Raw genomic sequence first — 22,854 nt, 5'->3', positions numbered from 1 at the left:
AGTTGCATTCCTCTAAAGCATAAATGCATAGATTTAACAGAACGCCAGCAAAACCAAGATTTATTCAAAATGTTCTGCTCACTGGGACCATCGAAATCCCGTAGGTCCTTGATCTCACCTCTGCATCAGCAGCAGTTTGACCAATCTTCTTCCAAGGCATGTAGGATACCCCGTCAGCAAAAACAATAAGCGGAGCTGTCAGAAATGCTGTTTTCAGCCAGTTTGCGGGAATTTCCAGCTCAAAGTCTCCACAAAGCTCTTTTTGAACATAAGTGATTCTGAAGCCTTCTGAGGAATGCGCTGCCTTATAGCGCCATCGCTCATCCCAAATTCCTTCATCTCCCGGTTTTACCTCAACCTCGGGCAAGCCCGCCCTACCCGCTTCTCTGAAGCAAAACCAAATACCATCTTCATGAGGCTTAGCCAGTGCAAACCGAACACCTCCCAGCGTAGCTGCTCTGGCACCTTCCTCTGATTTCAGCGTCTCATAAAGCCCTTCAAGCTTAGCAAGCCGCGGCATGTATGGCGCTCCTGAGATATAGCGGACAAGCCGCCCAACCAACCTCAGACCAATCTCGTCGGGAATGTATTCAAGACAGGAACTGTCAAACCGCACTGGACCAGCACTGTGGAACGTGCAGGACTTCTCGGCCACTTCATCAACCCAGACATCAATCGCATCCGCAGCCCGTGCCATACGTCGTGCCGTATCAAACAGCTTTGTCGCTGTCAGCCCAAGCTCATCCAGCTCGCTTTGAGCCTGCCGGAACTTTATCCGGGTGAACTGCTCATCTTCATTGGATGGATCTTCAAACCACGGCACATGCGCTGAGTGTAAAACAGCCTTCAGGCGGGCTTTACTGATGTTGAGCAAAGGACGGCAGATATGAAAGCCATCCATCTCACGATCCCTGCGAATGCACGCAAGACCATAAACACCACTGCCCCGGGCAAGACGCGTCAGGAACGTTTCTGCCTGATCTTCCAGATGATGCGCAAGGAACAGGGCATCACAACCATGATCCTCAGAAGCCTGCCGCAACAACCTGTGTCGCGCATCCCGTGCTGCGGACTGAATGTTGGAAGATGGCTTATCTCCCTCCCACAGCAGTGTTTCATGCGGCACCTCAATACGGGTGCAGTACTGCGCAACACCAACGGCTTCACTTGCCGCTTCTGCTCGCAAACCATGGTTGACTGTGAAGGCATATAGCTCAGGAGCTGCAAAACCCAGCTCCTGTGTCCACTGCTTCAAAAGATAAAGCAGGGCCATAGAATCAGCACCGCCGGACACACCAATGGCGATCCGGCGGAAAGACTTATACTCTCCGAAAAGCTCATCCAGCTCTTCGGTAGAAAAGAGAGCAACTTGATTAGAGGCAGTTGTCACGTTTTTGTTGAACCTTGGCCTGCTCCAAAACAGCTGGTGCTGCAAACTGGAAGTTGGCGAGAAGCTGCTCGTAGGTCTCACAAGCAGCGGGCGCGTTACCCATACCTGTAAGCGCAGTACCCAACTTCAGCAAGCTCTCAGGAGCAAGTTCACTCTCTGGAAAATCAGTATAGCTTTTCAGGAAGGCTTGTGCCGCATTCTCATACTGGCGCTGTGCCAGCAGGCTTTCACCCAACCAGTGCTGCGCATTCGCAGTCAACTCATGGTCTGGTACATACCAAGAAACGTATCAAAGCCTTCTGTCGCAGCCGGGTAGTTGCCCCCAACCATCAGGCCGTAAATTGCGTTGTAATCGGACTGAGGCTCACCAGTCAGCAACTCATTCACACTACCGGAAAACTGCAGAGAACCAGAGCTTGGTGCAGTCGTAGACCCAGTCGGTGCTGCATTGTTACCGCGCGCAATCTGAGAAAGATCCAGCGGACCACTGTTTGTGCCTTGAGCAGGAGTGTTCAGTGTAGAAAGCTGCTGAGTACGGTTTGCCGGTGCAGTCGTGCTTGGCGCCTGTACAACAGGAGGCTGAACAACCCGTGGTGTCTGGCCCGGATTTTCCAACTGTTGGAGACGATACTCAACATCCTCTTGAGAACGACGGAGCGCATCTTCAGTCAGACGTAGCTTATGATTGAGCTCTTCAACCTTACCCGTCAGCAGACGAACCTGCTCCTCAAGTTGACCAAGGCGGGCAGTGTTCTGAGCGGTTTCGTCGTTTTTGGACGAACCGAAAAGCTGCGCGTTCGCAGGTAAACTAACAGAGGTTGCAAGCGCAAGAACAACAAAGCTTGTTGCAATACGTCGGTAAAGAGCCATCAATTATCTCCTGGGACACCCTTCAGGGGTCGGGTCGGAATTTCTCATCTCTTGGCAAGAGGAAAAGACGAAAATAGGGCACACATTCAGTGTTTCACCCCTATTTGCGGCTTCTCCCCGGCCAATTTCCGTTCTCCTACAAGTTTGCAGGAGTTTCAACAAAAAAGGCTCCCCAAAATCAGGGAAGCCCTTTTTAGATTTCAGCAGGTCAAACTCAATTACTGACCATTCAGAACAGTCACAGCACGACGGTTCTGGCTCCAGCAAGAAGCCGCGTTACACACTGCAACCGGACGCTCTTTACCGTAAGAGATTGTCTTGATGCGGGATGGGCTAATGCCTTTTGCAACAAGGTATTCTCGAACCGCAGCCGCACGACGCGCACCCAGTGCAATGTTGTACTGGCGGGTGCCGCGCTCATCAGCGTGACCTTCAATGGTAATAGAGTAGTTCTTGTAGTGCTGCAGCCACTGAGCCTGCTTATCCAGAACTCCGCGAGCTGCACCATCAAGGGAGCTCTGGTTGTTGAGGAAGAATACACGATCCCCAACATTCACAACAAAGTCCTGACCAGAACCAGCTGCAACAGAACTATTGCCACTGGTCAATTCAGGGCGTGTCTGCGAACAAGCTGCTGCGACGAGACACACAGCCACCACAGCGGCGAAACGCGCTCCGCGCGCGAACAGCGTCTTTGACATTTATAGAATCTCCTGTCCCTCAAACCCCGAGGGTTAAAAAAGCCCTAGACCAACTTGGTTAAGGGTAACTTGAATTTATTGGTTAATGAAGTGCTAATGACCCCAAATTCCCGCAAGAAATTGGGGTCTCAGCTTCACGATTAGTCGAGCAGCGGAGACCACGCCGGGTCTGATGCAAAGTTTGGTGTCTGAACCAGCTGTTCATTGTAACCAGTCAGATCAACAGTCCAGACCTGAGGACCGCCCTGCTCGCCCACAGTATCTCGGAAGAACGTCAGCACGCGTCCGTTTGGTGACCATGCCGGACCTTCGTTGTGATAGCCCTCTGTCAGGATCCGCTCACCCTTACCATCCGGACGAATAACACCGATCATAAAGCGGCCTTGATGCACCTTGGTAAAGGCAATCAGATCACCGCGTGGAGACCACACTGGCGTAGAGTACTGACCCGGACCAAAGGAAATACGCTCAGCACCGCTGCCGTTGGAGTTCATCACATACAGCTGCTGTGAACCACCACGGTCACTCTCAAATACCACCTGGCGTCCGTCTGGAGAGAAGGACGGGCTGGTATCGATCGCTGCAGTGTTGGTCAAACGAGTTGTCCGACGAGTGCGCAAGTCCATCAGATAAAGGTTCGCATTGCTGCCCTGCTGCAAGCTCATGATGACCTTCTGGCCATCAGGAGAAAAGCGCGGCGCAAACGTCATACCTGGGAAGTTACCAAGAACCTCACGCTGTCCGGTCTCGATGTTGAACAGATAAACCTGTGGGTTGCCACCCACATAAGACATGTAGGTCACTTCCTGAGACACAGGGGAGAACCGCGGCGTCAGAACCAGATCATCACCACGTGTCAGATAGCGCACATTCGCGCCATCCTGATCCATGATCGCCAGACGCTTCCGGCGCGCATCTTTCGGTCCGCTCTCGTCAATGAAGACAACACGGGTATCGAAGTAGCCTTTCTCACCGGTCAAACGCTGGTAGATCGCATCGGAGATGATGTGCGCCAGACGGCGCCAGTTTTCAGGTGTGGTGAAGAACTGCTGGCCAATCAACTGCTGACCTGCAAACACATCCCACAAACGAAACTCAGCACGGATCTGACCGTTTGCCTGCTGCGCGATAGAACCAGTCACCAAGGCCTGAGACCCGATGGTCCGCCAGTCACCAAAGCGCGGCATGGTTCCTACATTCATTTCCTGCTGAATATGGGCAGCCGGATCAATCGGGCGGAACAAGCCCGAGCGCTGCAAGTCAGCGGCAACAACTTGAGAAATCTGCCCTGCCACGTCTTCCTGCAAGCCGGAACCTGCAAAGGGAGAAATTGCAATCGGCATAGGTTCAACGTTGCCCTGAGTAATATCCAGTTCAATCAAGGCGTAGGCAGGTTGAGAGATGGTAACAACAGCAACAGCAGCAGCCACAAAGCGGCATGCACGACGCCACAGCTGCTTAATCCCTGTTGTACGCATTGGGTTAAGCCCCATCACAAAGGACATAGACCTAAGCTCCTTTCAATCTCAATACCTAGTATCCAAGCATATCGCGAGGATCAAAATTCAAGATGACGGTTTTCCATGCATCATATTTAGCTGCTGGCAGAGAATACGGACCGCAGCGATAGACCGCGCGTTCTGCACTGCTTGCAGCAGCTCTGAATGTTGGGTTATTGCTGGAATTCAGAACCTGCATCTGCCCTTCAACTTCACCGGTACGGCTCAGGTTGAATTGCAGGCGAACGTTCAGATCTTCAGCACCAGCTGCACCCACAGGAGGGTTCCAGCACCGGGCAACCTGTCCGCGAAGCGCATCCAGCTCAGACTGGCTCATCTTCACATTGGTCTGGCCCAGTTCGGATCCAAGAGAAGCCGGTTTTGCGGACTTTGCAGTCCCGCTCGACTTCGCATTCGTCTTGTTCAGCAAAGCCGCCATCTTGGAGTTGAAGTCTTCCTTCTTCTTCGGCTTTTCCTTCTTCGGCGCTTTCGGACGCACAGGAGGCTTCGGCTTGGAACGTGGACGGACTTTTACAAGCTGCTTCGGCTTTTCTGTTTTTTCTATTTCAGGACCAAGTTCTGCAGTCTCCGCAGGCGCCTTCTCTTTTGGCACCTCCTTTGGAGCAGGCTCTGGTTCAGCAGGTTCCGGTGGCGGCGGCGGTGTTTCAGCCTGCTGCACTTCCCTCTTCGCTTCCTGAACCTTCTTCACCTCTTTCTTGGCCTCACCGGTCTTCTTCTCCGGCTCAGGCTTTTCAGCAGGCTTCTTGGTCGGCTGCAACGCAGCCTCTTTGATTTCCTTCGCTTCCTTTGTACCCAGCTGCAGCTTGGTCAGCTCGCTCACAGGCACAAGATCCACGGGCAGTGAATCCACCGGGGCAGTCGAAAGCTCTTTGCCGAAGTTAAGCGAAACCGCTCCGGCAACAAGCACGACCACGTGAACAACTAGCGATGCGATAAGCCCTGCACGCATTCCCGGTTAACTCTGCTCCTCTAGAGTAACGAGCCCGATGCGCTTGTAACCAGCAGCATTGATACGGCCCATAACCTTCATGATGACGCCGTAATCGGCATCCTGATCTCCACGCACATAGATGCGCTCGTTGTAGCCATTCTCGGCAATCGCGCCGAGTTTCGCGATCAGCTCATCAACCGGGATCTCGGTGTCCTGAATGAACACGGATCCGTCAGACTTAACGGAGATCGCTATCGGCTCAGTATCACCTTCCATCGCCTTCGCCCGCGTTTCAGGCAGGTCGATCGGCACACCAACGGTCAACAGCGGAGCTGCCACCATAAAGATGATCAGCAACACCAGCATCACGTCCACCATCGGCGTCACGTTGATCTCGCTCATTGGTGCATGGGAATGCCTGCGGCGACCACGTCTGCCGCCAGCGCGTCCACCACCACCAGCTGCTCCAGTGCTCATACCCATGGATTATGCTCGCTCATCAATACGGCGGGACAGAATGGCTGAAAACTCGTCTGCAAAACCTTCCATGCGCGCAGCCAGCTTACCGCTGTCACTCTGCAGCTTGTTGTAAGCAATAACAGCCGGAATAGCTGCAATCAGGCCAAGGCCAGTCGCAAACAGCGCTTCCGCAATACCCGGAGCCACAACAGCAAGGTTGGTGTTCTTGGAAGCCGCGATGGAGGTAAACGCATTCATGATGCCCCAGACCGTGCCAAACAGGCCCACAAACGGGGCCGCACTGCCGATGGTCGCAAGGAACAACAGGCGCTTTTCAAGGCGCTCAACTTCGCGGGAAATCGTCAGGTCCATCACGCGATCAATACGCTGTTGCAGGCTGGCAATGGCAGGCTTATCCCCTTCATGGGAGCGCTTCCATTCACGCATAGCAGCCACAAACAACGCAGACATTCCGTTATTCGCGCGGGAGGACAGAGACTTATAAAGCTCTTCGAGAGATTGGCCGGACCAGAACACATTCTCAAAACGGTTCATCTGGCGGCGGGAACGACCATACAGAACAACCTTGTCAAAGATAATCGCCCAGCTCCAGACAGAAGCAGCGATCAGACCGATCATTACAATCTTGACGACGATGTCCGCTTCCATGAAGAGCGAAATGTAGGACAAGCCGGAACCCGGAGCTGCACCCAGCTCAACAGATTGCACGTCCTGGGCCATTGCCGCCAATGGCATAGTGCTTGCCAGCGCTGCGCTCATGGCCACAACGAGTTTCATCACCTTAGAGTTCATGTAGTAAGGACCTCTTGCCCTGATAACCCAACGACCGGCCCACGGTAGAACCCCTGCCATGAACACAACCAGTCTATTAAACATTTAGCAGCCTTCCTGCCTGTCGAATTTGGCGAAACTTCGACTACAGCCAGCATTGAAGGCATTATTGAAAAGACCTGTTTAAGGTTACTGAAGGATTAAAAGGTTTCCAGTCCCGTTTACTTTGAATGAATATTGGTGATTTTTTACGATGATTGTCGCGCTTATTCGCCGTTCATCTGGGCAACTAGATCCTTGGGCAATCTACGTGGTTTGCCATCCGCAGAGATAGCCACAGCAGTCACGCTGGCTTTGATCAAAACTTCGTCACCACGCATAACCCGTTGGCTGATAAACATGCGGACACCCTTCACCTCACTGATATCCGTATGAACTTCAAGCACATCATCGATTCGTGCAGGTTTGAGAAAATCAATGTCCATATGACGCACAGCAAAGGCCAGACGCTCACCATGCATACCTGAATCCAGCTCATGATGGTGCACACCACGCATGCGCAGCAGCTCAGTACGGCCACGCTCCATGAATTTCAGATAAGCCGCATGATAGACGACCCCTGAAAAGTCGGTGTCCTCGTAATACACACGCACGGGCAAAATATGCTCATTGCCCTCAATACGGCCTGTCAGATCGGGCCAATTTGCCTCAGTTTTTTTATCATTCATGTCGGCAAGTCAGTCTTCATCATGTTGAAAAAGGGCCATCTGAGGTGCATTCGGGTTATCCGGCACCGCCAAACCAAGGTGCTTGAACGCGATTGGCGTCAAAATTCGACCTCGTGGCGTACGCTGAAGATAACCATTCTGGATCAGATAGGGTTCCACAATCTCCTCAATCGCATCCCGCGGCTCAGAAAGCGCAGCTGCAATCGTCTCGATACCGACCGGACCACCACCGAAGTTCATGGCGATCTGCTTCAGATAGCGACGGTCCAAACTGTCAAAGCCGGCGCTGTCCACTTCCAGCTGACGCAACGCACGATCTGCAAGACCCGCATCAATATCCGCATCACCAGCCACAATCGCAAAGTCGCGCACGCGGCGCAGCAAGCGGCCAGCAATACGTGGTGTTCCACGAGACCGCTTGGCGATCTCAGTCGCACCATCATCACTCATGCCAATACCGAGCAGGCGCGCACCGCGTTTCACAATCAGTTCCAGCTCTTGCGGCGTATAAAACTCCAACCGAACCGGAATGCCAAAGCGATCACGCAGCGGTGTCGTCAGCAAACCGATACGGGTTGTTGCAGCAACAAGCGTAAACTTCGCCAGATCAATCTTCACTGAGCGAGCTGCAGGCCCCTCACCGATGATCAGATCGAGCTGATAGTCTTCCATCGCTGGATAAAGCACCTCTTCAACCGCAGGTTGAGGCGGTGGATCTCATCGATGAACAGAACATCCCGATCTTCCAGATTGGTCAACAGAGCCGCAAGATCGCCGGCTTTCGCAATCACAGGACCGGAAGTCGCGCGGAAGTTCACCCCAAGCTCACGTGCCATAATCTGCGCCAGTGTGGTCTTACCAAGCCCTGGAGGCCCAACAAACAGCACGTGATCCAAAGCTTCATTGCGAGCCTTGGCAGCACCAATGAAAACCTTCAGGTTCTCACGTGCCTGCGCCTGACCAGTAAAGTCATCCAGCGTCTGGGGACGCATTCCGCTATCAATTTCATCACCCCGGATTTCCGGAGTAACAAGGCGATCCTCACCCTCAATCATTACGCAAGTTCCTTAAGGCCAAGGCGAATAAGTTTTTCAGCACTCGCATCTTCACCCGCTGTTTTCACAGCAGCTGCCACAGCAGCAGATGCCTGAGCAGGCTGATACCCAAGGTTGGAGAGCGCAGACACCGCATCCGCCACCGGGCGAGAAGCCACATTCTCTGCAACGCTTTGGGAGACCGCAATCGTATCATCCTCAACAGAAGCAAAGGCCGGTGCCTTATCCTTCAGCTCGGTCACAATACGCTCAGCCACACGCTTGCCAACACCCGGTGCGCGCGTAATCGCAGTCTTATCGCCCAGCGCAATCGCGTTCGCCACTTCAGAGGCTTTCATGATGCCCAAAATGCCCAGCGCAACCTTGGCACCAACACCCTGAACGGTCATGAGAATGCGGAACCATTCACGCTCGCTGTCCTCGGCAAAGCCGAACAGCTTGATCATGTCTTCGCGCACCATGGTCTCAATGGCCAGCACAGCAGCTTCGCCCACACGCGGCAACTGCTGCAACACGCGAGAAGGGCAATGCACCTGATAGCAAACGCCCTGCACATCCAGCAGCACAAAATCATCGCCGTAACTGTCGACGACACCCTTGAGTTTCCCGATCATTTCAAAAGCGCCTCCGCTGCGGCCAGACGGCCCGTTACACTACCCCTGTGATGACTATGGCAGATCGCAATCGCCAGTGCATCTGCCGCGTCGTCCGAATTAAACGTCGCCTTCGGCATCAACACCTTCACCATCATACGGATTTGTTCTTTTTCTGCATGCCCTGTTCCAACCACGGTCTTTTTCACCAGGTTGGGAGCGTATTCTGAAACCACGAGATTGTGCAGAGATGGCACGAGCAGAGCGATGCCCCTCGCCTGTCCCAGTTTTAGGGTCGCCCCTGCATCTTTGTTCACGAACGTATTCTCAACAGCAGCTTCTGCCGGATCATAACGTTCAATCACTTCTTGCAAGCCAGTGTACAACTGCTTGAGTCGTTCTGCGAGAGAGTACTTGTTGTTGGATTGTATCGTGCCGCTGGCAATAAAGCTGACGCGATTACCTTTGGCATCAATAATGCCCCAACCGGTGTTCCTGAGACCAGGGTCAACACCCATGATTCGAATTGAATGATCCATAGAACAAACCGGTAACGAAAAATCTCCGAAGACGCTAGCCGCTAACGAAAACCAGAGGCTTAATCCGCAAAATTTCAGGAGTAATCCACGCGTTCCTGCGTGAGTTCTTATTTAGGACCCGCAATGATTGAAGCCCTCTACGCACACTCAGCCTTACAGTTGTCTCTGGTCGCAGGGGCCATCCTTTTGGCAGGTTTGATGCGCGGGTTCGCAGGCTTTGGGTCTGGCATGGTCTGGATACCTCTGGCCGCTCTGGTCATCGGACCAAAGCTCGCTGCAGCCACACTTCTCATTCTCGATACCCTCATTGCCCTGCCTCTTATCTTCCCGGCAACCAAGCTGTGCCGATGGAAAAGCGTCCTGCCTGCAGCAATCGGTGCAATCCTCGCCGTCTCCGTCGGTGCATGGATCCTCGCCAACGCACCGCCCATCGTCTTGCATTGGGGCATCTCTATTGTTGTCTTCGCACTTCTTGCTGTACTGATGTCCAACTGGACTTACTCTGAAGAACCCACCCGCAATCAAAACCTCGGCGTTGGGGCTCTGTCGGGCCTGCTTGGCGGCTTCAGCCAGATGCCCTCCATTCCCATCTACACTCTCTGGGCAACCGGCCCTCATCCGCAGAACATCATCCGCGCCAACATGATCGTATTCATCGCGATTGCCGATGCCTCCGCCTACGCCTCCTACGCGTACAACGGCTTGTTCACGAAAGAGCTCATACCTGTCCTGCTTATTACTGGCCCCATCTATCTAGGTTGCCTGATGTTTGGTGCGAAAGCCTTCAACAAAGCCCCTCCAACCTATTTCAAATGGGCAGCCAAGGGCATCATCTTCCTTGCAGCAGTCGTTTCACTGCCATTCTTCCACGATCTGTAGCTGTAACCGCCTCAACTATTTTTCCGCAGTTTCCCAAGGCTTAAGCGAGAATAAGAGGCTCCAGACAAAGGTAATTGAGAAATTCTCGACAATTCGGCCATTCGTCCTGATTGGAGGAAGGTGCCTTCGTAATTTATAGTCCGCACAACTAGGAAGCCTTAAACCGACCTTCTCAGCAGAGGCATAGATGCTCCCAGACGTCGCAGGACTCGAATCCCCGGCCTTCTTGATGGTGTGCGCAACCATAGCGCTCGCCGGGTTGACTCGTGGCTTTGCAGGCTTCGGCGCAGCGATGATCTATATGCCCATCGCCTCCTCCATTATGGACCCGAAACTGGCCGCAGCTTCACTCCTTCTGGTCGATGCAACCATCTCTTTGCCCATGGTCGTCTCCGCCACCAAAATCTGCGATTGGAGAACCGTTCTACCCGCAGCAGGCGGAGCCGTCGTCACTGTTTCCATCGGCGCATGGGTGCTCACCAATGCAGACCCTTACGTTCTGCGCTGGGTGCTGTCCTGCGTTGTCCTTGTTCTGCTCGCCGTTCTAGTCTCTGGCTGGCGCTACACCAAGGCACCAAACAAACGCACTTCATTCGGCGTTGGTGCTGTCTCCGGTCTTCTCGGCGGCATGACACAGCTGGCTGGTCCTCCGGTCATCACCTACTGGATGTCAGGCCCCCTGCCCATCAGTGTCATACGAGCCAACCTGATCACCTATTTCTTCTTCACCAGCTTCGGCTCCTTTGCAGCCTTCTGGTGGAACGGCCTGATCACACAGGAACTTCTGCTTCTCTCATTGTTGATCTGCCCGGCCTATGGCCTGAGCATCTATCTGGGAGCCAAAGGTTTCTCCAAATCCAGCGGCAAGTCCTATCGCCTGCTCGCTTACACACTCATCTTGGGAGCCGCCATCACAAGCATGCCTATTTTGGATGGAATTCTCAGATGACCCACTAGTTCACATACACTGAAAAAGAGCCGCAAGAAGCGTCAAACAAACAGCACAGCTTGCGAAACTTGGCAAAAGGCCGTAGTTTCCGCAATAATATCCCTAGAAACAGACGAAAAATACAGATTTATGCCAAAATCATCGCTCGACAAGATTGACCTCGAAATCCTGAAAAACCTTCAGGAAGACGGACGCCTGACCAACGTAGAACTGGCAGGCAAAGTCGCTCTGTCACCCTCCCCGTGCCTGCGCCGCGTCAAAAACCTTGAGGACAGCGGTGTAATCAACGGCTATCAGCCTCCGTCAACCGCAAAACAGTTGGCCTCGGCATGACCGTGTTTGTGGAGATGCGTGTCGGCAAGCAGAGCAAAGCGCAGATCATGTCCATCATTGAGCGCGTCACCTCTCAGCCAGAAGTCGTCTCCTGCCATCTGGTCTCCGGTCAGTCCGATATTCTTGCTGAAATCGTTGTCCCGACACTGGAAGCCTACGATGTCTTCCTCTCAGACTTCCTGATGTCACTGGATGGTGTCGAGGATGTGCGCTCCAACTTCGCGATCCGTACGCTGAAGGCCAACGGCGCACTGCCACTGCAGCATCTGGAATCCATCGTCGACAACGATTGATCAGTCAGGGCGCATCCTCGTTTTTGCCGGAACCGGTCACGATCTGCGCCATGCTGACAAGCTCGGAAATTCTGTCCTGAAGGAAGTTGCTGTTTTGAGCGATGAGCAGCATCTGCCTTTGGACAAGACAAAACACATAAGCACCTATGCAAAGCCCCAGCCCAAGAATGGAAAGGGGCTGCCCGAGCAAACCAAGGGAAATGTAAAGCAACGGTGGGAACACGGTCACCGTGACCGAACATAGCGACACCCACCATTCCCCCTTGTGAAACCCATTGATCGGCATCGTCAGGATAGCCGCCGTCGCTATCAGGCACCGCTCTTTCATTCCCCGCGCGATATTCACCGCCTGCCGCAAATAAAGAGCTGTGAGCACCCCTGCAACTGCCAGCACATAAGGCGCGCTGACAACGCAGAACTCATAGACCCGTGCCACCAATGGCGCCCGCTCCTCCCAAACACCGGAGGGCGTTTCCAGAACCGCACCAATCACGAGCAGAGCTGCATACCCAATCGCCAGCAAATGCAACCGCCACGCCGACCCAATGGCATGCTCAATCACACGAACCTTATCACTTTCCTCACTCACCACCCTGCCTCAAATCCACCCCAGATCCTGAAAGGGTTTCACAGTGGCACAGTGAAGCCAACTCCACTGAAATCGGGGGCCTGCCAGTAGCAGACACAAAAAAGGCGGCACGCAAAACGCACCGCCTTTAGAAAACTCAATTGGAAAGTGGGATTAGCCCAGCTTTGCCAGAACATCCTCTGGAATGTCGAAGTTGGAGAAGACGTTCTGTACGTCGTCGTCATCTTCCAGCGCGTCCATCAGCTTCATGATGGTACCAGCTTTTTCTTCGTTCACTTCCACCAGGTTCTGTGGCTTCCAGATGGTCTTTACAGACTCAGCTTCGCCCAGCGCAGCTTCCAGTGCTTTGGAAACTTCGGAAAGGTCTTCGAATGCGCAAATGATGGTGTGAGCTTCATCATCGCTCTCAACGTCATCAGCGCCAGCTTCGATACCAGCTTCCATCACAGTGTCCGCATCGCCAGCTTCTGGCTTGTAAACCAGCTCACCAACGCGGTCGAACATGAAGGAAACAGAACCTGTCTCGCCCATGGAACCACCGTATTTGGTGAAATAAGAGCGTACGTTTGCAGCAGAGCGGTTTTTGTTGTCAGTCAGCACTTCAACAATAATCGCGGTGCCACCTGGACCATAACCCTCATAACGGATCTCGGTGTAATCAGCACCTTCACCACCCTGAGACTTTGCAATCGCGCGGGCAATGTTGTCCTTCGGCATGGACTGACCCTTCGCGTTCTGCACAGCAAGGCGCAGGCGCGGGTTCTTGTCCGGATCAGGATCACCCATCTTCGCAGCAACGGTAATCTCTTTAGAAAGGCGAGAGAAAAGCTTGGAACGTACAGCATCCTGACGTCCCTTGCGGTGCATGATGTTTTTGAATTTTGAATGTCCGGCCATAGGTCTTCCCGGCTTGTGTTTAGAATAAAACTGTTAGCTCAAAGGAGCGCTCACCAAGCCGCTGATAGCTTGGACAGCGCTCTCCCCGACACGGCATTCGTGTCACGTCGAGCAAATTTGATGAAAGCTTATAAGCCGCTTACACGACAAAATCCAGAGCAAGAAACAGCGAGATTTGCCGCGTACTTACTCTTCCTCATCATTCACCGTGTAAGCTCATCCTGTGATTAAGCGTAGCTGTCTGCAGCACTCGGCCAGAATGGCGGAATAATCTGCGACAAACGCCCACCCAGACGAACCGGCGAAACATTCACAGCAAGGCCAGTCCGGTCATCCGTCTCAACCGCCACACCACAAATAGTTGCCTCACCCAGCGCAGGCGTAAAGCGAGCACCGTTCATCTTGCGCAGGAAGCGGTTGACCGGCTCTTCCTTATCCATGCCCAACACGGAATCATAATCACCGCACATACCAGCATCAGACATGTACGCTGTACCGCCAACGAGAACCTGATGGTCAGCGGTTGGAACGTGCGTATGCGTGCCAACAACCAGAGAAGCACGACCATCACAGAAGTGACCCATCGCCTGCTTCTCGGAGGTCGCTTCAGCGTGCATATCAATGATGATCGCATCAGCCACAGCGCCCAGCGGGCAGTCAGCCAGAATTTTGTCGATTGCAGCAAACGGACAGTCCAGCGCGTCCATGTAAACACGGCCCATCACGTTCACCACCAGCACATCAGCACCATTCTTCGCGCGGTAAAGGTTGGCCCCTTTACCTGGAGTACCTGCCGGATAGTTCGCAGGGCGCAACAACTGGTTTTGACGTTCAATATAAACAAGCGTGTCGCGCTGATCCCAGATGTGGTTGCCGGTTGTTACAACATCAGCGCCCGCATCCAGCACATTCTGGAGAATTTCTTCGGTGATACCAAAGCCTGCTGCGGAGTTCTCGCCATTCACGACGACGAAGTCCAGTTGGTTGTCTTCCACGAGTTGGGGCAGTTCATCAATCACGGCATTGCGGCCAGCACGCCCAACCAGATCCCCAAGAAACAGCAGCTGCATCTATACACCCTTTCAAGCGTATTCCCGACCTAAGGTAATGTAATGAAAGAATACGCGCACATCTTTTGGACCAAAGCAGATCTGATGGCCACCACGCGCGCCCTAAGAAGAACACGCCGGAAGCCACAGGCAACTTGCTTTAATCTCCTGCTTTAAGAAGCCCACGATCTGTCAAGATACCATCCAGCTGACGATCATGCGGTTCCATCGGAACCTCTTCTACCTCTTGAACAGCAAATGCAACCCCAATCGCAGTCAGATCGGTAAGTTTTTCCAAATCACTCAATGCACGGTCGTAAAAACCTTTGCCATATCCGATCCGGTTGCAGTTCCGGTCAAAGGCAGACAGCGGAACCAGCACCACATTCGGGTGCACAACCTCCGCCTCTGGTCCCGGCGCCATGCTACCAAATCCGGCAGGCTCCAGTGGCCCGCCCTTTTCAAGACGGCGGAAGACAAGATCATCACCAGTTACGACAGGAAGACAAAGAGAACTGCCAGCCTTGGCCAATGCATCCATCAATGGACGCGGATCAACCTCGTCCCGAATAGGCCAGAACCCAGAAATCACCGAGCCCGGCTCTACACCAAGCTCTTCTACAAAGTCGACAAGAGCCAGCGACCGCTCAATCCGCTCAACGGGAGAAAGGGTGGCCCGCGCCGCAAGTCCGGCTTTCCGCACGGCACGCTTGGCCAGTTTGAGCTCATCATTCTCAATGTCTTGGGAAGTCAATACGCACCTCATTTACAACCACTTGAGTGCATTATGGTGCAGCCCGCGCAAAATCGCAAAGCAAGAGCCTATCACGCTGTAGAGAGGAAAATGCAAAAAAGAGAAAGGGCGTGCCACAACAGCCGTTGGAGAATGTGCAATCCCGGAGAACCTACAATGTAGGTGGGCGCCGTGTCCCCAAGCCCACGAGCGAGGGAAGGAACAGCTCCCTAAGGAATGCGTAAGGCCCCGGGGATATGTGTCTCCTGACGAACCGCGCAGCAACGCAAAGGCTCATATAGGCCAGAGCGACCGGAATTACCAGCCTTTCAAACCCTGCTCTCACATTTATTCCAGATATGACCAGAGGTTTAAGGCCACAAACTCAGCCTAACACCATGCTCTAAATTAGATCCAGTAGATAAGCATGCACGCATTGGTTATCTTGAGATCATGACACAATGTACGTTTTGCGAAATTGCAGAAGGCCGGTTGAAGCCGGATGCAACTGTTTTTGAGAATGAAAGCGTCATAGCTTTCTTTGATCGGGGGGCTATCGCGCCCTATCACACCTTAGTGGTGCCGAAACGGCACTCCACCAACATCTTTGATGTCAAAGAAGATGATTTAGTTGAGGTGACCCGTGCCATTCGGAAGTTATGCCTAGTCTACAAAGAGCAACTTGGCATAAACAATGTCCAGATCATCAGCAGCAACGGTGCTGAGGCACAGCAAGACGCATTTCACCTGCACTTTCATATCGTGCCGAGAAGCAAAGGAGATGGGCAAGACATTCAATGGAAGCCCGACCCAACCTTACCTGGGCGCTTCCAAGAACTGCTTTCTCATCTCAAACCTGTGTAAGTGAAATCTACCCTTAGCCGATCAACAGCCCGGATTACGCAGCGCTTTCTTCTTCGCGCAGTTCATTGTCCAGATCCGCACCAAGCTCCTCAATCTTGTCTGCGCTTTCCAGCAGGCGTGCGACAACCTTGGCTTCTTTCTCGCGGTGTTCCGCTTCAAGTGCCTCGATACGGCTCAGATAACGCTGCTCCTGCGCAGCCAGACGCTCTTCGACAGACGCCTCTGCCTTGCCGAGCTCTTCAATCCGCGCTTCCGCAGCTTTCAGCTTGCGCTCCACTTCAGCCAGATGGTCAGTCACCATAATGCCTGCCATCACGGTCAGACGCTGGTCGCCAATCTCGCCGAAATTCTCTCTCAGGCCACTGATGCTGTCGTCAAAACGCTGAGCAAGACCGAGCAGACGCTCTTCCTCACCGTCATCACACGCCATGCGAAAGCTGCGATCATTGATTGTTACTGTAATTTGCGCCATTGATCTTAGCTCTCCTGTCCTTCGAGAACAGTACGTATGGATTCCATGGCAGCAACAAGGCGACGGGAAACATCTTTGTTGACATCTTCAAGCCGCGAACCACGCGCTTCGGCCTGATCCAGCTTTGCAGCCAACTGCGTGCGATCCTCGCCAATTCTTTGCAGGTCGTTCTCTAACGCATCAAGGGTCTTGTCACGGGACGTCCTGCGATGAAGCGCGCCTTCTAGCTTCGTGATGGAGGCAGAAATACGATCCAGCGCCTGATCCAGATCTTGCCCACTATCCATCTTCACCTCTGACATCTACCTGTATCCGTACTCACCAAACATCGATCACCCGAGAAATGGCACCTCGACCCTTTCCCGTCTAGGGAAGCGGAAGACAATTATCCATTAGCTCGAGGGAATCGTCGAGCTTTATTCACATCATATCTGAGGAATAAGCGAGAACCATCTCATTTATCAGTGATTACAGAACTTGCAATCGCCTTCGACTCGGAAATTTACTCCGCGCAACATTAGTGAACAAAATACAAGCTTCGCCTCTATAAAAATCTAATGCACGCGTATTTTACGCTAAGCAAATTCACTCATTTAAGAGCCCTTGGCAACATAACTTATGTTGACAAATGTTATTCAAAATTCAAAAGCGCTCAACTTACGCAATAAACATCGCCCGAATAGCTCAGTTTCATTGACTCAACTCTCTGACCTGCTATGTCTCCTTCCGTTATTCGTTCGTAGACAACTGCCAATTCGCATTAGTCTGGGGCAAAGACTATGGCAACTGTCGTCGAATTTACACTAGCTAATGGTAAAGAACCGGCTGCCCGGCCGGGTCGACAGCGGGAATAAGATGACCGATCTCGAAAAGCACTCTCGCATGGCGAATGCGATACGCTTTCTTTCAATGGACGCCGTTGAAAAAGCAAAATCAGGCCACCCTGGACTTCCAATGGGTGCAGCCGACATCGCAACGGTCCTGTTTTCCAAATTTCTGAAATTTGACCCTAACTCCCCAAAATGGGCAGACCGAGATCGTTTCGTGCTCTCCGCAGGGCACGGATCTATGCTCCTGTATTCCACTCTCTATCTGCTGGGATACGAAGACTTCTCTATTGAACAGCTTCAGCAGTTCCGCCAGCTTGGCGCACGCACATGCGGCCACCCGGAATACGGTCATGGCGCAGGCATCGAGACCACAACTGGTCCTCTCGGCCAGGGTCTTGCAAACGCAGTAGGCATGGCAATCGCTGAGCGCCTGCAGGAAGAGCGCTTCGGCAAAGACCTCGTCAACCACTTCACCTATGTTCTCGCAGGTGATGGCTGTCTGATGGAAGGTATCTCCCAGGAAGCAATCTCTCTGGCGGGTCACCTCAAGCTGAACAAGCTGATCCTCATCTGGGACGACAACGGCATCACCATTGATGGTTCCGTTGACCTGGCTGACAGCACTGACCAGATCGCACGCTTCAAGGCATCCGGCTGGAACACCATCGCAATTGATGGTCACGATCCAGAGGCGATCGAAGCAGCTCTGACAGAAGCTCAGAACAGCGACAAGCCAACAATGATCGCTGCGAAGACCACAATCGGCTTCGGTTCTCCAAACCGCGCGGGCACCAACAAAGTGCACGGTGCTCCTCTGGGTGCTGAAGAAATCGCAGCAACCCGCGAAGCACTTGGCTGGTCTGCTGAGCCGTTTGAAGTACCAAGCGACGTTCTCGATGCATGGCGCATCGCAGGTCTGCGTTCCGCAAACGCTCGTAAAGAGTGGGAACAGCGCTTCAACGAAGCAAATCCTGAGCAGCGTGGCGAGTTCGAGCGCCGTTGCCGTGGCGATCTGCCATCCGGCTTCGATGCAGCAATCGACGCATACAAGAAAGAACTTGCAGACACCCAGCCAAAGATGGCGACCCGTAAGGCGTCTCAGGCAGTTCTGAAAGTAATCACTGGTGCTGTTCCGGAAACCATCGGCGGCTCTGCTGACCTGACCGGTTCCAACAACACCAACACCGAGCATACGCCTTCCATTACGCCGGACGATTTCTCCGGTCGCTTCATCCACTGGGGTATCCGTGAGCACGGAATGGCCGCAGCTATGAACGGTATGGCACTGCACGGCGGAGTTATCCCCTACTCTGGTGGCTTCCTGATCTTCTCCGATTACTGCCGTCCGTCTCTGCGTCTGGCAGCTCTGATGAAGCAGCGCGTCATTCACGTAATGACCCACGATTCCATCGGCCTGGGTGAAGATGGTCCAACCCACCAGCCTGTGGAACACTTTGCGGCTCTACGTTGTATTCCAGATCTGCTGTTCTTCCGCCCTGCGGACATCACAGAGACTCTGGAATGCTGGCAGCTGGCAATGAAAGCCACTGATAACCCAAGCGTTTTGGCTCTGACCCGTCAGAACCTGCCTTCCCTTCGTCCTCACTACGAAAGCGAAAACCTGTGTGCCAAAGGCGCATACATCATCGCTGACTGTGAAGAAGAAGCGACCGTTACTCTGTTCGCAACCGGCTCCGAAGTTGAGATCGCAGTGGAAGCGAAAAAAGAGCTCGACGGCAAGGGTATTGCGACCCGCGTGGTCTCCGTTCCTAGCTTCGAACTCTTTGAGCAACAATCTGACGCATACAAGAATGCCATCATTGGTGGTAGTCCGGTGAAGATCGCTGTGGAAGCGGGCGTTCGTATGGGTTGGGATCGCTTTGTCGGTTCTGATGGTGGATTTGTAGGCATGTCTGGTTTCGGTGCCTCCGCCCCTTACCAGGAGCTCTATGAGCATTTCGGGATCACCGCGGGAGCAGTGGTCCAAGAGGCAGAAAAGCGCCTTGGCGATAGCGATAACGCCTAAAGCTAACTACAAGTGAAGCTTCTGGCTCCTCTCAGCCAGAAGCCTCTCAGAAGACGGCCGGCAAGAGCTGGCAGAATATATAAAACGCGGGCGTTATTGAGCGCCCTACCGAAAGAGGTTCTTAAATGGCAGTCAAGGTAGCCATCAATGGCTTTGGTCGCATTGGTCGTAATGTTCTCCGTGCAATCATCGAATCCGGTCGTACCGACATTGAAGTTGTAGCAATCAACGACCTCGGCCCAGTTGAAACTAACGCACACCTGCTGCAGTTTGACTCCGTACACGGCAAGTTCCCAGCTAAAGTAACAGTTGATGGCGACACCATCGATTGTGGCCGTGGTCCAATCAAAGTAACCGCTATCCGTGATCCTAAAGAATTGCCTTGGGGTGAAATGGGTGTGGACATTGCGATGGAATGCACCGGCATCTTCACCGCAAAAGAAAAAGCAGCTCTGCACCTGGAAGCAGGCGCAAAGCGCGTTCTGGTTTCTGCTCCTGCAGCAGGCGCTGACAAAACAATCGTTTACGGCGTAAACCACGACACCCTGACTTCTGAAGATCTGGTTGTTTCCAACGCATCTTGCACCACCAACTGTCTGTCTCCAGTAGCTTACGTTCTGGACAAACTGGTTGGCATCGAAAAAGGCTTCATGACCACCGTTCACTCTTACACCGGTGATCAGCCAACTCTCGACACAATGCACAAGGATCTGTACCGCGGCCGCGCAGCAGCTCTTTCCATGATCCCAACCTCCACAGGTGCTGCTAAGGCTGTTGGCCTGGTTCTGCCTGAGCTGGCTGGTAAACTGGACGGCGTTGCAATCCGCGTACCGACTCCAAACGTTTCTGTTGTTGACCTGACCTTCATCGCGAAGAAAGAAACTTCCGTTGAAGAAATCAACGCAGCAATCAAAGCAGCGGCTGAAGGCGAGCTGAAAGGCGTTCTTGGTTACACCGACGTGCCAAACGTTTCCATCGACTTCAACCACGACCCACACTCCTCCATCTTCCACATGGACCAGACCAAGGTCATGGAAGGCACAATGGTTCGTATCCTCACCTGGTACGACAACGAGTGGGGCTTCTCCAACCGCATGGCGGACACCGCTGTTGCGATGGCAAAGCTCATCTAATTTGGAAGGGGCCGCTTTTAAGCGGCCCTTTTTCTCATATACCAGTGCGGAGTGATCCAATCCCTGAGCCGCACCATTCAGTGCGAAGTCTCCCATAGATTTGATCACGAACTCCGCAAAGTCTTTCTGTAAGAATTTCGACCAGCATAAGGTCACAGACAGAAATTCCGGAGATTTTCATGTCTTTCAAAACCCTCAATGATGCCGATCTTTCCGGCAAACGTGTTCTGGTCCGCGTAGACCTCAACGTCCCTATGAAGGATGGCAAAGTAACCGATACCACCCGTATCGAGCGTGTACTGCCAACCATCCGCGAAATCTCCGAGGCTGGCGGCAAAGTCATCCTTCTCGCACACTTCGGCCGTCCAAAAGGCAAAGTGGTTGCAGAGATGAGCCTTGCTCCTGTTGCTGGCCCTGTTGCAGATCTGCTCGGCAAACCAGTTGCCTTCGCAGCTGACTGCACCGGTGATGTTGCTAAAGCTGCTGTCGACGCAATGGCTGACGGCGACGTTCTGCTTCTGGAAAACACCCGCTTCTACGCTGGTGAAGAAAAGAACGATCCAGAGTTCGCAAAAGCACTGGCTGCAAACGGCGACCTCTATGTAAACGACGCATTCTCCGCAGCACACCGCGCACACGGCTCCACCGAAGGCATCGCAAAGCTGCTTCCTGCATTCGCAGGCCGCACCATGCAGGCTGAGCTGGAAGCCCTCGGTTCCGCACTTTCCACTCCAGAGCGTCCAGTTCTGGCAGTTGTAGGCGGCGCAAAGGTTTCCTCCAAGATCGACCTGCTCGAAAACCTCGTGTCTAAAGTAGACATCCTGGTCATTGGCGGCGGCATGGCAAACACCTTCCTCGCGGCTAAAGGCGTGAACGTTGGTAAGTCCCTGTGCGAGCACGATCTGGCTGACACAGCAAACCGCATCATGGCAGCAGCTGAAAAAGCAAACTGCGAAATCGTTCTGCCAGCAGACGCTGTTGTTGCATGGGAATTTGCAGCAAACACCAAGAACGAGACCGTTGCTCTCGACGCGATCCCAGCAGACGCAATGATGCTCGACGTTGGCGCAGCTTCCATCGAAGTTGTGAGAGCAAAAATCGACGAAGCCAAAACCCTCGTCTGGAACGGCCCTCTCGGCGCGTTCGAAATCGAGCCATTCGACAAGGCAACCGTTGCAGCAGCTCAGCATGCAGCAGCACGCACCAAAGAAGGCAAGCTGAAAACAGTTGCTGGTGGCGGTGACACCGTTGCAGCTCTGAACCACGCAAAAGCGAGTGAAGATTTCTCTTACATCTCCACTGCTGGCGGCGCGTTCCTTGAGTGGCTGGAAGGCAAAGAACTGCCAGGCGTTGTTGCGCTGGAAGCATAAAACAAAGAAAATTGATGAAATTTTCTGGATTGAGGGGCCTTTTCGGTCCCTCTTTTCGTTTTATTCTCGCTTTTGCCTAGAATTTGACACAGCCTCTTGAAAAAGAGAGCAAGACGCTGTTTAGAACTTATCCCAATGAATGGGCCAGAGGCTTGACGTAGTCTACACTACCACCAAGAACTCTATTTATCGGAATTTTATCAGGAGCAAACTCAGTGCATCCGCGTCTGTATCTTGTCACACCACCTACCTTTGACCTCGACGAGTTCGAAGGACAACTCAAGCAAGCTTTGGAAGGTGGCGACATTGCGAGCCTGCTGATCTCCATGCCGGACGCAAACGAAGGCGAACTACAGGCGGCTGCAAAGCGCCTTGTTCCTCTGGCACAGGCAAACGAAGTTGCTGTTCTGATTGAAAACAACACCCAGATCATGGGCCGCTCCGGCGCAGATGGCCTGCACGTCTCCGGTACTGACAAAGACCTGGAAGACGTTATGCAGTCCTTCCCGGAAGACCGCATCATCGGCCATGCAGGTGTTAAGACGCGTCACGACGCCATGGTCATCGCATCCATGGGCGTTGATTACATGTTCTTCGGTCTGCTTTCTCTGAAACAGGAAGAAGAGCCACACCGTAAATCTCTGGACTATGGCAGCTGGTGGTCTGAAGTGTTCGAAACGCCATGCGTTGTCTTGGCTGGCACCTCAGTTTCCTCAGTTGACACCGTGGCCCAAACTGGCGCTGAATTCGTAGCAGTACGTGAAGCTGTCTGGAATCACCCTGAAGGGCCAAAAGCAGCTGTTGAGCAGGCAAACGCTATCCTCTCAACACACACACTGGCGGAAGTTGAGGACTGATC

General features: G+C 53.2%; 24 protein-coding genes, 1 other RNA gene and 2 pseudogenes. 8 read left to right on the top strand and 19 right to left on the bottom strand.

What is annotated here, in order from left to right; translation table 11 throughout:
- Positions 1–64: 64 nt before the first annotated feature.
- The 12 genes and pseudogenes from tilS to ruvC all read right to left on the bottom strand — a co-directional run bounded on the left by tilS (position 65) and on the right by ruvC (position 9,557).
- On the bottom strand, positions 65–1,390 hold the full coding sequence (tilS, locus tag JCM12308_RS09845) for a tRNA lysidine(34) synthetase TilS (RefSeq protein ID WP_054783588.1): 1,326 nt from the start codon (positions 1,388–1,390) through the stop codon (positions 65–67).
- Positions 1,374–1,649, bottom strand: coding sequence for a tetratricopeptide repeat protein (locus JCM12308_RS29520; protein WP_208978421.1), 276 nt, complete (start codon positions 1,647–1,649; stop codon positions 1,374–1,376). Before JCM12308_RS29520 ends, tilS begins: the two co-directional genes overlap by 17 nt.
- Positions 1,646–2,260 carry a tol-pal system YbgF family protein gene (locus tag JCM12308_RS09835; RefSeq protein ID WP_054783586.1) on the bottom strand — a complete coding sequence of 205 codons (615 nt, stop codon included), beginning with the start codon at positions 2,258–2,260 and terminating at the stop codon, positions 1,646–1,648. The genes JCM12308_RS29520 and JCM12308_RS09835 overlap by 4 nt, the downstream gene beginning before the upstream one ends.
- Positions 2,261–2,478: 218 nt before the next feature.
- The gene (gene pal, locus JCM12308_RS09830) at positions 2,479–2,961 is read right to left on the bottom strand and encodes a peptidoglycan-associated lipoprotein Pal (protein ID WP_008551510.1); all 483 of its coding nucleotides are present in this window, start codon (positions 2,959–2,961) and stop codon (positions 2,479–2,481) included.
- Between the two features lie 140 nt (positions 2,962–3,101).
- Positions 3,102–4,466: a Tol-Pal system beta propeller repeat protein TolB gene (tolB, locus tag JCM12308_RS09825; protein WP_014286940.1), complete on the bottom strand. Its 1,365-nt coding sequence runs from the start codon at positions 4,464–4,466 to the stop codon at positions 3,102–3,104.
- Between the two features lie 28 nt (positions 4,467–4,494).
- Positions 4,495–5,430: a cell envelope integrity protein TolA gene (tolA, locus tag JCM12308_RS09820; protein WP_054783585.1), complete on the bottom strand. Its 936-nt coding sequence runs from the start codon at positions 5,428–5,430 to the stop codon at positions 4,495–4,497.
- A 6-nt stretch (positions 5,431–5,436) separates the two neighbouring features.
- Positions 5,437–5,895 carry a protein TolR gene (gene tolR, locus JCM12308_RS09815; protein WP_054783584.1) on the bottom strand — a complete coding sequence of 153 codons (459 nt, stop codon included), beginning with the start codon at positions 5,893–5,895 and terminating at the stop codon, positions 5,437–5,439.
- 3 nt (positions 5,896–5,898) lie between these two features.
- Complete coding sequence (tolQ, locus tag JCM12308_RS09810; RefSeq protein ID WP_164845287.1) at positions 5,899–6,627, bottom strand: protein TolQ; 729 nt, start codon at positions 6,625–6,627, stop codon at positions 5,899–5,901.
- Positions 6,628–6,929: 302 nt separating this feature from the next.
- On the bottom strand, positions 6,930–7,391 hold the full coding sequence (ybgC, locus tag JCM12308_RS09805; RefSeq protein ID WP_014286943.1) for a tol-pal system-associated acyl-CoA thioesterase: 462 nt from the start codon (positions 7,389–7,391) through the stop codon (positions 6,930–6,932).
- A gap of 9 nt (positions 7,392–7,400) precedes the next feature.
- Positions 7,401–8,446: pseudogene (gene ruvB, locus JCM12308_RS09800) on the bottom strand (Holliday junction branch migration DNA helicase RuvB).
- A complete protein-coding gene (gene ruvA / locus JCM12308_RS09795) occupies positions 8,446–9,060 on the bottom strand; it encodes a Holliday junction branch migration protein RuvA (protein ID WP_008551589.1) in 615 nt (204 codons plus the stop codon). The pseudogene ruvB and the gene ruvA overlap by 1 nt, the downstream one beginning before the upstream one ends.
- Complete coding sequence (ruvC, locus tag JCM12308_RS09790; RefSeq protein ID WP_014286944.1) at positions 9,057–9,557, bottom strand: crossover junction endodeoxyribonuclease RuvC; 501 nt, start codon at positions 9,555–9,557, stop codon at positions 9,057–9,059. Before ruvC ends, ruvA begins: the two co-directional genes overlap by 4 nt.
- Positions 9,558–9,701: 144 nt before the next feature.
- Between ruvC and JCM12308_RS09785 the strand changes: the two genes are divergently transcribed.
- The 3 genes and pseudogenes from JCM12308_RS09785 to JCM12308_RS09775 all read left to right on the top strand — a co-directional run bounded on the left by JCM12308_RS09785 (position 9,702) and on the right by JCM12308_RS09775 (position 12,032).
- Complete coding sequence (locus JCM12308_RS09785) at positions 9,702–10,457, top strand: sulfite exporter TauE/SafE family protein (RefSeq protein ID WP_014286945.1); 756 nt, start codon at positions 9,702–9,704, stop codon at positions 10,455–10,457.
- 187 nt (positions 10,458–10,644) lie between these two features.
- Positions 10,645–11,406 (top strand): sulfite exporter TauE/SafE family protein, encoded by a 762-nt coding sequence (locus JCM12308_RS09780; RefSeq protein ID WP_208609224.1) that lies wholly within the window; start codon positions 10,645–10,647, stop codon positions 11,404–11,406.
- Between the two features lie 129 nt (positions 11,407–11,535).
- A pseudogene (locus JCM12308_RS09775) lies at positions 11,536–12,032 on the top strand (Lrp/AsnC family transcriptional regulator).
- A gap of 4 nt (positions 12,033–12,036) precedes the next feature.
- On the opposite strand, the gene JCM12308_RS09770 reads toward JCM12308_RS09775, so the two are convergent.
- The 5 genes from JCM12308_RS09770 to ssrS form a co-directional block, all read right to left on the bottom strand.
- Positions 12,037–12,621: a hypothetical protein gene (locus JCM12308_RS09770; RefSeq protein ID WP_008551580.1), complete on the bottom strand. Its 585-nt coding sequence runs from the start codon at positions 12,619–12,621 to the stop codon at positions 12,037–12,039.
- 153 nt (positions 12,622–12,774) lie between these two features.
- Positions 12,775–13,518, bottom strand: coding sequence for a YebC/PmpR family DNA-binding transcriptional regulator (locus JCM12308_RS09765; RefSeq protein ID WP_008551665.1), 744 nt, complete (start codon positions 13,516–13,518; stop codon positions 12,775–12,777).
- Positions 13,519–13,745: 227 nt separating this feature from the next.
- Entirely contained in the window at positions 13,746–14,588 is an 843-nt protein-coding gene (locus JCM12308_RS09760; protein WP_014286947.1) for a TIGR00282 family metallophosphoesterase, read from the bottom strand.
- 139 nt (positions 14,589–14,727) lie between these two features.
- On the bottom strand, positions 14,728–15,321 hold the full coding sequence (locus JCM12308_RS09755) for a 5-formyltetrahydrofolate cyclo-ligase (RefSeq protein ID WP_054783583.1): 594 nt from the start codon (positions 15,319–15,321) through the stop codon (positions 14,728–14,730).
- Between the two features lie 107 nt (positions 15,322–15,428).
- Positions 15,429–15,588: non-coding RNA, 6S RNA (gene ssrS / locus JCM12308_RS27775), on the bottom strand.
- A 165-nt stretch (positions 15,589–15,753) separates the two neighbouring features.
- On the opposite strand from ssrS, the gene JCM12308_RS09750 reads away from it, so the two are divergent.
- Positions 15,754–16,164 (top strand): HIT family protein, encoded by a 411-nt coding sequence (locus JCM12308_RS09750; RefSeq protein WP_054783582.1) that lies wholly within the window; start codon positions 15,754–15,756, stop codon positions 16,162–16,164.
- 34 nt (positions 16,165–16,198) lie between these two features.
- Here the strand turns inward: JCM12308_RS09750 and JCM12308_RS09745 are convergent, their stop codons facing one another.
- Together JCM12308_RS09745 and JCM12308_RS09740 are read right to left on the bottom strand one after the other, a co-directional pair.
- Positions 16,199–16,636 (bottom strand): cell division protein ZapA, encoded by a 438-nt coding sequence (locus JCM12308_RS09745; RefSeq protein ID WP_054783581.1) that lies wholly within the window; start codon positions 16,634–16,636, stop codon positions 16,199–16,201.
- Positions 16,637–16,641: 5 nt separating this feature from the next.
- On the bottom strand, positions 16,642–16,938 hold the full coding sequence (locus JCM12308_RS09740) for a DUF4164 domain-containing protein (protein WP_014286950.1): 297 nt from the start codon (positions 16,936–16,938) through the stop codon (positions 16,642–16,644).
- Between the two features lie 553 nt (positions 16,939–17,491).
- Between JCM12308_RS09740 and tkt the strand changes: the two genes are divergently transcribed.
- The 4 genes from tkt (at position 17,492) to JCM12308_RS09720 (ending at position 22,852) form a co-directional block, all read left to right on the top strand.
- Positions 17,492–19,492, top strand: coding sequence for a transketolase (tkt, locus tag JCM12308_RS09735; RefSeq protein ID WP_054783580.1), 2,001 nt, complete (start codon positions 17,492–17,494; stop codon positions 19,490–19,492).
- A 125-nt stretch (positions 19,493–19,617) separates the two neighbouring features.
- A complete protein-coding gene (gene gap / locus JCM12308_RS09730; RefSeq protein ID WP_008551525.1) occupies positions 19,618–20,625 on the top strand; it encodes a type I glyceraldehyde-3-phosphate dehydrogenase in 1,008 nt (335 codons plus the stop codon).
- Between the two features lie 179 nt (positions 20,626–20,804).
- Positions 20,805–21,995, top strand: a complete 1,191-nt coding sequence (locus JCM12308_RS09725) for a phosphoglycerate kinase (RefSeq protein ID WP_054783579.1) — start codon at positions 20,805–20,807, stop codon at positions 21,993–21,995.
- A 215-nt stretch (positions 21,996–22,210) separates the two neighbouring features.
- Positions 22,211–22,852, top strand: coding sequence for a thiamine phosphate synthase (locus tag JCM12308_RS09720; protein WP_014286953.1), 642 nt, complete (start codon positions 22,211–22,213; stop codon positions 22,850–22,852).
- Positions 22,853–22,854: the final 2 nt, after the last annotated feature.

Origin of the sequence: Pseudovibrio denitrificans JCM 12308 (genome assembly GCF_001310815.1) — a bacterium.
In the GTDB taxonomy this organism is placed as follows: domain Bacteria; phylum Pseudomonadota; class Alphaproteobacteria; order Rhizobiales; family Stappiaceae; genus Pseudovibrio; species Pseudovibrio denitrificans.
The sequence above is the reverse complement of the archived record's forward strand: the minus strand, read 5'-3'. Positions and strand labels throughout refer to the sequence as shown.